The 9668-nt window shown below is 63.2% G+C and carries 7 protein-coding genes; all 7 read right to left on the bottom strand.

The features are described 5' to 3' along the window. Nucleotides 1–87: 87 nt before the first annotated feature. Nucleotides 88–1233, bottom strand: coding sequence for an MFS transporter (locus ACRQFC_RS07490; RefSeq protein WP_284897238.1), 1146 nt, complete (start codon nucleotides 1231–1233; stop codon nucleotides 88–90). A gap of 680 nt (nucleotides 1234–1913) precedes the next feature. Then, a complete protein-coding gene (locus tag ACRQFC_RS07485; protein WP_284897240.1) occupies nucleotides 1914–2678 on the bottom strand; it encodes a hypothetical protein in 765 nt (254 codons plus the stop codon). A gap of 179 nt (nucleotides 2679–2857) precedes the next feature. Further along, the gene (locus tag ACRQFC_RS07480; protein ID WP_284897263.1) at nucleotides 2858–3688 is read right to left on the bottom strand and encodes a carbohydrate ABC transporter permease; all 831 of its coding nucleotides are present in this window, start codon (nucleotides 3686–3688) and stop codon (nucleotides 2858–2860) included. A gap of 158 nt (nucleotides 3689–3846) precedes the next feature. Continuing rightward, a complete protein-coding gene (locus tag ACRQFC_RS07475) occupies nucleotides 3847–4689 on the bottom strand; it encodes a carbohydrate ABC transporter permease (protein WP_284897242.1) in 843 nt (280 codons plus the stop codon). A gap of 205 nt (nucleotides 4690–4894) precedes the next feature. Further along, nucleotides 4895–6247, bottom strand: coding sequence for an ABC transporter substrate-binding protein (locus ACRQFC_RS07470; RefSeq protein ID WP_284897243.1), 1353 nt, complete (start codon nucleotides 6245–6247; stop codon nucleotides 4895–4897). A gap of 248 nt (nucleotides 6248–6495) precedes the next feature. Then, nucleotides 6496–8262, bottom strand: coding sequence for a glycoside hydrolase family 13 protein (locus tag ACRQFC_RS07465; protein ID WP_284897245.1), 1767 nt, complete (start codon nucleotides 8260–8262; stop codon nucleotides 6496–6498). A 181-nt stretch (nucleotides 8263–8443) separates the two neighbouring features. Next, nucleotides 8444–9655 (bottom strand): hypothetical protein, encoded by a 1212-nt coding sequence (locus tag ACRQFC_RS07460; RefSeq protein WP_284897247.1) that lies wholly within the window; start codon nucleotides 9653–9655, stop codon nucleotides 8444–8446. Nucleotides 9656–9668 lie beyond the last annotated feature (13 nt).

The raw sequence follows: 9668 nt of genomic DNA, 5'->3' as shown, positions 1-9668 counted from the left end.
GCCGCGCCTGCCGGCCAGCCGGGTCCCGGATAGCGACCGTGACCCGCGCGGTGAGCTGGTCACGCCGTAGTCGGTGTGGCGAGCTGGTCACGCCGTAGTCGGTGTGGCAGTTTCACTTTCCGTGCCGGCGTTTCGGGTGAAGAAGAGCAGTATCGCAATGAGTGCGTACACCGCGGCGGACAGCATAATCGCTTTATCCAAACCGCAGGCCAGCCCGATTGCCGCAACTGCCGGGGCGAATAATGCTGTGACGATGGAATCGGCCAGGGAGATGACTGACAGGGCACTTGCTCGCACGCTATCGGAGATCCGGGTGTGGTAACGCCCGGAGACCTGGATGATCAAGATTGTTTGCATGGCCACGTGGAGGGCGAAAGTTATCCACACGAAGAACTGCTGCTGGGAGAGCGCGAAGAGTGCCGCGGCCAGAATATTGGCAATCGCCACAGCCCAGGCCCACCGCGAAGGGATATTGAGTTTCTCCTGGAGGGTGGCTGCGCCTAAACCGCCCAGGCACATGGCAGCGTAACCGGCTGCTACCAACCAGAGCGAGGCCTGGCCGAACTTGATTTGCCAGAGCATGAACGGCCCGAGCGCTGCCGAATTAACGAGGATTAACGCGAGTGCCTGGTGTGACCACACCGCGGTTTTTAGGTTTGCGCCGAGTTCCCGCCAGGTATATTCGGCAGCTTCCTGCGAATCAGGAACCGTCCAGGAGACCATCGCCGCACCGACAAGCGCGGCGATGCCAAGCAGCCAGATCGCCGGCGGCCATATCGCGTAAACCACCACTCCGGCCAAGCCACCCAGGAGGGAGGTACCCGAGCGAACGAACTGCATGACCGTCAATGTCTTGCTTGATTTTTCTGCGGTCGAGGTATCGACCTGGTTCATCACCAGCGCCTCAAGAGTGCCACTCATAGCGGCACTGGCGATTCCTGCGAGGAACTGGCCGGTCAATAGGACGCCGTCGTTCACCGCCCAGAAAAATGCCGCGAAAGCGACGATCCGCACCACGATGCCCGCAAGAAGAACCGCGCGCTGCGAGTAACGGTCAAAGAGTACGGAGAACGGAAGTTCCGCCAGAGAAACGGTGACATTGAAAACCGACACCATGACACCGAGGAAAACCAGGTCTCGCCCGAGGAACTGCGTGAAGTACAGGTTATCGACCGCACTGAAGCAGGCAACCGCCAGGGTACAGAGACCTAAAAGGGCTAAAGCTTTACGCATTTCATAAGGGTACATCCTCAATTTCGAAATTCCGAGAGTTACACAAGGCCAGGCGTCCGCGCCCCTTTTCTTAACGTAGCTGCCGTTGCGCTTTGATTTCGGGCGGATGCGGAGGTCTTCACGCGAGAATCTCACCAGCCTCACAGACTTCAATAGTCACACAAGCACCTGCGGAGCGGGCATGTGTTGTCCGAGCTGTAGTGCAAATGTCGTACACGCGAAGTACACCCCGGAAAAACACCCCGCCTCCGCCCGGGGCAGGGTAACCGGAATGGGTCATTTTCAAGTTTCAAGGCTGCAAAACGTGCATTTCGGACTGTTAGGGGAGCAGAGTGTACGCCACGGACATTAAATCGCGGAAAAACTGTCACCCAGGTACATTTTGTTAGCCGGCCTGGTCTCCCTCCTCCTCAAAGTGCGCATTTCGAACCGTGGCCCCGTCAAGTGCGCGTTAGAGACACGAAATCGCTCTGAAACGGTGCTCTCCCGCGCACTTCATGTCGGGGCTGCCGGGGCTAACCCGTTTCCACCCGCTGCTGCCCAACAAAGTGGTACTCCACGACAGCGGAACGAACAGAGTGGTACTGCACGACAGAAATTCAGGGTTTGGCTGTAGCTCCAGTACCACTTTGTTTCCGGGCCGGGAATGCCGGGCCGCTGGCAGCTGCCGGCGCTGCGGGCTAGCCTTCGGCTTCGGCGAGGAGGGTGTCGAGGACCGGGCGTTGCAGCCAGGCCGTGAGGTAGAGCGGGACGCTTAGCCCGGCCAGCGCCAATGCCCAGAAGATGGCCAAGCGTGATACCGGCGCATAAAGCCAGGCCAGCGGGAGCGCCACCGCGGCCGCTACGCACGCGGCCGTGCGTAGCGGCCGGGTGATGGCGAGGAGCACCGAGTTACCTAGGTGCTCCAGGAAGGCGTTGGAGAAGAATGCCTGGAGCGTTACCAGCCAGACCAGCACTGCCAGCACCAGCAGGAGGGCCACGATAATAAGGCCGGAGAGGATGCCGGCCAGCCGCGGATCCGCGGCGATTGCGGGGTCGGTAGCGAGCACCCCGGCAGAGTCGGCGACCGATTGCCCGACAAGGGCAGAATCGGCGGCGTGAGCCGCCGCGGACGCCGAGGCCGCGGGTGCGGCTTTGTCGGGGGCGGCGAGGCCGGAGACCCAGCGGTTTTCCCACCAGGCCAGGCCGAGGAGCCCGAGGGTGGGCAACCACCAGGCCAGCGATGGCAGCAGAGCAGCGCGGAAATGCTGCCACCACAGGCGCCAGGGCCGGGGCGCCTCACCGCGAAGCAGCTGGGCGCTCACCCGCGCCGAGGCCACCAAACTGGCTCCCCCACTCACCACCGGGAGCAGCCCGAGCAGAGTAATAATATTGAGCTCCACCAGGATGACGGCGTCGGAAAGTCCGCGCTGGAAAGGTGAGTCAGGATCGAAAATCCGGCGCATACATCTCCTTCGGTTCGTGGCGCCCGCGGGTGGAAGCGCTACGGGCTTGTGCGGCAAGCGAAGCCCCGTGGACCAGCGCCTCGCGAACCAGCACCTCGCGGGCCCAAGCCCCACGTGGCTGAGCTACGGCGCCGCGCGCCCAGTATCGGGTGCGCGGCGCCGCGTCGTCGTCGTGCTTCTTAACCCTTGACGGAACCCGCCGCAACGCCTTCCACAATATAGCGCTGCGCAAAAAGATAGAAAATAATAATCGGGATAATGGCGAGCACCAGCACCGCCATCTGCGCACCCAGATCCTTATTTCCATTCGAGCCCACCAGGAATTGGATCACCACCGGGACAGTCCGGTAGGCCTCCTCGCGCCCGATCACGAGGTTCGGGAGGAGGAAGTCGTTCCAAATCCACATCGTGTTGAGGATCGCGACCGTGACCGCCGTGGGCTTGAGCATCGGCATGACCACCTGGAAGTAGGTCTTGAAGGGCCCGGCGCCGTCGATAGACGCCGCCTCCTCGATTTCGCCGGGAATCGAACGCACGAAGCCCGCGAAAATAAATACCGAGAGCCCCGCCCCGAAGCCCAGGTAGAGCACCACCAGGCCCCACGGCGAGGACAGACCCAGCTTGTCCGCGATTTTCACGGTCGGGAACATGACCATCTGGAAGGGCGCCACCATGGAAAATACCAGCAGGTAGTACAGCAGCGAGGTCCACCAGCTCCGCACCCGCGCCAGGTAATACGCCGTCATCGCGCAGAAGAATACGATGACCAGCACCGAAGCCACCGTCACGAAGAACGACCAGCCCAGGGCCCGCATAAAACCGGACAGGCTCAGCGCGGTCTGGTAATTATCCATCCCCGCAAAGGTTTCGCCGGCCGGCAGGCTGAAGGGGTCGTCCGAAATGAAGAAGCGGCCCTTGAAAGAATTGACGAGGATGAAGAGCAGCGGCACCACGTAAATCAGGGACAGAATCCCGAGGAAAACCACCGCCGCCCAGCGCCCGGGGGTCATGCGCACCCGGTGGCGCGGGGCCTTGAGCTTCGGTTTCGCCGCGGGATCGGTGCCGCGTGCTTCCGTGCGCGCTCCCGTGCGTGCAGAGTCGCGCGTTTCCGCGGGAACGACGGCGCCCTGGGACTCAGCGGCGACCGCGCGTTTGCCAGTTTCGGTACTCACAGGTCCACCTCCTTCGTGCGGGTGGCGCGCAGCTGGATGAGCGCAATCGCGGAAACGATGAGGAAGAAGATCACGGCCTTGGCCTGCGATACTCCCTGCTGCCCGACCTGCTCATACATGCTCTTGACGATATTGAGCGCCGCCATTTCGGTTTCCCGCATGGGGGCGCCGTTCGTGAGCGCCAGGTTTTGGTCGTAAATCTTGAAGGTGTTCGCCAGCGTCAGGAAGAGGCAGATCGTAATCGAGGGCATCATCATGGGGATGGTGACCGAGCGCAGGGTGCGCCAGCGGCTGGCGCCGTCGATCTGCGCGGCTTCGTTGAGTTCGGCGGGAACATTTTGGAAGCCGGCGATGTAGATGATCATCATGTAGCCGATCATCTGCCAATTGACCAGCAAGATGAGGCCGATGAAACCGTATTTCGAATCATTGACCAGCGTGGTGCCGTAATTGGAAAGAACCGCGTTGAGGAGGGACTGCCAGGTGTAGCCCAGCACGATCCCGCCGATGAGATTCGGCATGAAGAAGATCGTGCGATAGAAATTCGTGGCGGGTAGCTTCTGCGTGAGCAGATACGCCAGGAAGAACGCGATGATATTGACGCTGATAATGGATACGATCGCCACCGAAGCCGTGAAGATCAACGCCCCAACGTAGTTTTGTTGCTCCGTGAAGGCATTGACGTAATTCTGCACGCCCACCCAGGTGGCATCATCCAGCGTGGTGAAATTCGTGAACGAAAGATAAATACCGATAAAGAACGGGGCGAGGAATGCGATCCCGAACGCCACGTACGTGGGCCCCACGAAGGCAAGCCCGTGTTTTTTCAATGTTTTCATGAGAAACCCCCTGTGAGAGGCGGGGCCCACCGCGATGGTGAGCCCCGCGCCTCACCTCAGGCAAGGCAGGTGTGGTAGCAGTGGGCGCGGGCGCTGCGTGGCGCGGCCGGCGCTTGAGTGCGCGGCACGGGTGGTGCCGAGCCGCCCGGCGCGCTTATCGCTTGTGTTCCGCGCAGCGCAACCGATAGGCGCCCGCACCGGCCAGCTACTTCACCCCGGCAGCTGCCTTCTCAGTGTTCCACTGGGTGACGAAGTAGTCCTTCACCTGATCCCAGCTTTCCTTACCGACGGCGTACTGGCTCAGGTGCTGGCCCAGCCCGTTCTTGAAGTCCATGGAAGGAGCCACCTGGAAGTCCCAAGCCACGTTGTAGTGCTCGGTATCCTTCATGTACTTGATGACTTCCTTACCGAGCGGGTCGGTGGGCGAGAGGCTGGCGTATTCCTTGAAGGGGGCGATGAAGCCGAGGTCCTCCGCGCAGAGCTTGGCGCCGGTGGGATCATTGAGCATCCAGTTGAGGAAGTCCATCGAGGCCTTCTTATCGGCATCCGAGGCCTTGTTGTTGATGGTCAGGTAGGCTTCGGTACCCACCGAAATACCGGCCTTTTCTTCACCCTTGACGCCCATGTAGATGGGCAGGAAGTGGATATCTTCCGCCTTGACGGTATTGCCGTCCACCCCATCAATCTGCGACCAGGCCCAGTTACCGTTCTGCACGAAAGCCACCTGGCCGAGCGCGAATTCCGCCATGGAATCGGTGACGGCCTTCGCTGTGGTTTGCGAGGGATCCACCGTGGAATCGGTGAGGTACAGGTCGAAGATCTTCTTCATATTATCCAGGTAGGTACCTTCGATACTCCCGGTGTCCTGCACGCCCTTATCCCGCAGTTCGTAGAAGAGCGGCCAGTTCATGAGGTGGGTCTGCCAGCGCCAATCCTCATTCGGGGAAAGCGAGGTGACCGCGAAAGCGCCCTTGATGCCGAGCTCGTCCTTCTTGGCCTGCATATCGTCCGCGACTTCCTTGAGTTTGTCAAAGTTCTTGATCTCATCCACGGACTTCGCCTTGGCACCCGGCAGCGCGAAGTACTTCTGCAAAATGGCATCGTTATAAATGATGCCGTAGCCTTCCACCGCGTGGGGGACGCCGTAAACCTTACCGTCATCTCCCTTGAGGGCCATTTCTTTATCCGTCATAGCCTCAATGAAGGGAGCATCGGAAATATCGCTGGCGTACTGCTTCCATTTGGCCAGGCCGATGGGGCCGTCCACGCGGAAAATAGTGGGGCCGTCCGCGCGCCCGAGCTCATTGGCGAGGGTAGGCTCATACGAACCGCCGGTCGCGGATACGATCTTAATATCCACCCCGGTTTGTTCGTGGTATTTCTTCGCCAATTCTTGGAAGGCCTGATCCGATTCCGGCTTGTAGTTGAGGAAGTAGACCTTGCCGGCCCCGCCTTCGCTTCCTCCGCCACTATCGGAATTGGATACGCAGCCACCCAATCCCGCGATGGCCACCAACCCAGCTGCGGCGAGAGCCGCAATCTTCTTCACTGAATGCATCGTTACGTCTCCTATGATCGTCAATGCCAGCAAGAAAGCCGCAGCCGCGACAGCACCGTAGCGCCCCGGCTCCCTTGCCTGTGTGGTGATACTAGTTTACACCACAGTGTGACTTATCTTGCGTTCTACAGTTCTAATTTAATGTCACCTTCGCGTGTGCGTCCGGTGGTTGCAGCGGGCACGCCCGTGGTAGGCGCACCTGTTGTTGCGGGCGCGCCATTGGTGCGACGACGCCGCCAGCCGCGCCATCAGCACCCTTCCTCGGTATCCGTGCTGAAAGGCACCAGGTAGACCGTGGTATCCGGCGGGAGCACCCCTTCTTCCAGCGGCGCGGAGCTGAGGAGCACCGCCCAGCCTTCGGGCAGGGGCAGGGGCTCGGCAAAGGCCGTCATAATCAGGAGATCCCCGCGGGAAGTGGCGGCGTCGTCGCCCGCAAAATTGATGAGCGCGACGCCGCTGCCGGCGTACTCGGGAGCGCGGCGCAATCCGCCCAGGCCCAGGTCGTAGCGGGCGCGCAGATGCAGCAGCTCCGTGTAGTAGGCGAGCGCGGATTCCGGGGCGGCTTCCTGCGCGTCCACCGCGAAACGGCGCCAGTCCGCGGGTTGGGGCAGCCAGCTTTGCCCCTCGGGTGAGAATCCGAAGGCCGGGGCGTCCGCGCGCCAGGGGATGGGCACCCGGCACCCGTCGCGCCCCAGCTCCGCACCGCCGGTGCGCGCGAAGGTGGGATCTTCGCGGGATTCGGGCGGCAGCTGGGTGGCTTCGGGCAGTTCGAGCTCTTCGCCCTGGTAGAGGTAGTAGGAACCGGGCAGCGCCGCCGTGAGGGTGTGCCAGGCGCGGGCCCGGCGCGCCCCCAGCGCCGCATCGGGCTGCGGGTCATCGGGGCCGATGCCGCTCGGGCCGTTCCCGCACCAGCCGGTGGTCACGCCCTCCAGGCCCAGGCGGGAGGTGGCGCGCAGGGTGTCATGATTGGAAAGCACCCAGGTGGTGGGGGCGCCCACGGCGTCGGTGGCGCGCAGCGAGGACTCGATCAGCGCATTAATGCGGTCCGCGCGCCAGGGCGCAGAAAGGTATTCGAAGTTGAAAGCCTGTTGCATTTCGTCGCTGCGCACGTAGCGGGCCAGGTCTTCCTCGGTATCCACCCAGGCTTCGGCCACCATCATGCGATCGCGCCCGTATTCATCCAGGATCGCGCGCCATTCGCGGTAAATATCGTGGACGGCGGGCTGGTTGGCCATGGGTGCGGGCGGCACGTTCACGTCCGGGTTGTAGCGCACGTCCTCCACCTTGTAGGGCCAGTCCGGGAGGGCCGGGTCTTTGGCCAGGCCGTGGGCCACATCTACCCGCAGGCCGTCCACACCGCGATCCATCCAGAACCGAATGGTGTGAGTGAATTCACCATGAATAGCCGGGCTTTCCCAGTTGACATCTGGCTGCGAACGGTCAAACAGGTGCAGGTACCAGGTTTCTTCGTGCTCCTGCGGGGTTCCTTTCACCCAGGGAATGTCCTTGACCTGCGACCAGGCCGGCCCGCCGAAGGAGGACAGCCAGTCGGTGGGCGGCTCGCTACCATCTTCCCCGCGCCCGGGCCGGAACCAGAAATTATCGCGCTGCGGGGCACCTTCCCCGGCCAGCACCGCTTCCCGGAAGAGCTTGTGATCCCAGGAGGTGTGGTTCGGGACAATATCCACAATGACTTTCATGCCGTGCGCGTGGGCGGCCTCGATGAGCCGCTCGGCATCGGCAAGGGTGCCGAAGCGCGGATCGACGTCACGATAATCGGCCACGTCGTACCCGGCGTCGAATTGCGGGGACACGTAGAAAGGCGAAAGCCACACCGCATCCACCCCGAGCTTCTCCAAATAATCGAATTTTTCTGTGATGCCGGGCAGGGTGCCGAGCGGCCCGCCGCTCGACGCATAGGACCGCGGATAAATCTGGTAAATAACGGCATCGCGCCACCACTGGTCACGCTGCTGGGGCGGGTGGATAACAGTGCCGGGGTGTTGTGCTGTCACGATCAACCTCTTCGTTGCCGGGAACCGGTGCCGGTTAGCACCGCACTTCCAAGCTTACGTGATAGGTACGACGCCGCTGCTCCTCATCCCACCAGCATTTTTGCCACGGCTGCGCCGCCCGGCGGTGGGCTGGCCGCTAGCCGTGCGCTAGGCGAGCGACCGGGCGGTAGCTGCCCGAGTGTTAGGCGAGCGCTCCCCCGGCAGCGCTGAGTTTGCGGCGGAATTCTTCCAGGTCCCGGGCCGGGCCGGCCGGGAGTTCCCCGCCCTGTGCCGCAGCGGCTTCGAGCGCCGCGATGGCGGCCTGCCAGGCGGTGCGCGCCGCAGTCATATCCCGCGCTTCAGCGTGTAGATCGCCGAGCAGCCCGCGGCAGTGGGCAGCGGAGAGCTCCTCGCCCAGCCCCGCGTAGATCGCGGCGGCTGTACGCATGGCGGGAACGCCCTCCGCGGGCGCGCCGTTTTTGGCCTGGGCCACCGCAACGTGATGCCAGGACATAGCGGCGACTTCCCAGGCAGCGCGCTCGGCTTCGGTGGCGGTGGCGCTCGGCTTCCCGCCGGCGAGCTCCGTGGCGCGCGCCGCGACTTCCGCGAAATGCTCCGCGGCGGCCGGGTAGTCCCCACTTCCGAGCACCGCGCGGGCTCGCCCGAAAGCACAATCAATCGCATTAAATTCCTGGCCGGGGAGCGCCGCGAAGGCCGCCTCCGCCGCTCGGTAATCGCGCGCGGCCGCCGCGAACTGCCCGGCGTCCAAGCGCGCCGCGGCGAGGGTGGCCCGGATAGCCACCCGCCCCAGATCCGCCTCCGGCAGTGCACCCGCGGGTAGCAACGCCGCTTCCAAAGCCGCGATAGCAGCGGTTAAGTCGCCGGCTTCCGCGTGGGAGATTCCGGCGTTATACAGCGCATTGGCCTGCTGAGCTTCGTGCCCACCCAGGGCTGCGTACACGCCAGCCGCCTCCCGCATGGCCTGGGCGGCTGCGGCGTCGTGTGCGGCGTCGTGCAAAAAATATCCGTAGGTTTCCCAGGCGCGCGCGGCCCGTAAAGACGGCGGCGCGGCGCGATACGCCTCCACGGCGCGGCGCGCGAGGCCGAGGGGGTTCTCCCCCAGCTGCCCGGTAGCGAGCGCCGCGAAATACAGAGCATCCGGGTCGCTCACCCGGGCAAACAATTCAGGCGCGGAACTGCCGGGAAGTGCGGAATCGGAAAGGGCACCGCCAGAATTGTCAGCGCCGGAAAGTGCGCCGCTCGCGAGAATGCCGCCGGTGCTCCGGCCACCCGCGGCGCGACGCTCGGTTTCCCGCGCCTCCACGAAACGGGCGCGGGCCTCATCTTCATTGTGGCGCTCGAGGGCGGCGAGCCCGGCGCGCAGCAGCTCGGTAACGGTGGCGTGCATAGACATGTCGAGACGGATG

This window comes from Actinotignum inguinis, from assembly GCF_051265835.1.
In the GTDB taxonomy this organism is placed as follows: domain Bacteria; phylum Actinomycetota; class Actinomycetes; order Actinomycetales; family Actinomycetaceae; genus Actinotignum; species Actinotignum timonense.
This window is presented reverse-complemented; position numbering and strand designations above follow the sequence as displayed.

Bases quoted from the DNA above. Each gene is read 5' to 3' on its own strand.
- ACRQFC_RS07490 (WP_284897238.1), bottom strand. From the start codon at position 1,233: ATGCGTAAAGCTTTAGCCCTTTTAGGTCTCTGTACCCTGGCGGTTGCC.
- ACRQFC_RS07485 (WP_284897240.1), bottom strand. From the start codon at position 2,678: ATGCGCCGGATTTTCGATCCTGACTCACCTTTCCAGCGCGGACTTTCC.
- ACRQFC_RS07480 (WP_284897263.1), bottom strand. From the start codon at position 3,688: ATGACCCCCGGGCGCTGGGCGGCGGTGGTTTTCCTCGGGATTCTGTCC.
- ACRQFC_RS07475 (WP_284897242.1), bottom strand. From the start codon at position 4,689: ATGAAAACATTGAAAAAACACGGGCTTGCCTTCGTGGGGCCCACGTAC.
- ACRQFC_RS07470 (WP_284897243.1), bottom strand. From the start codon at position 6,247: ATGCATTCAGTGAAGAAGATTGCGGCTCTCGCCGCAGCTGGGTTGGTG.
- ACRQFC_RS07460 (WP_284897247.1), bottom strand. From the start codon at position 9,655: ATGTCTATGCACGCCACCGTTACCGAGCTGCTGCGCGCCGGGCTCGCC.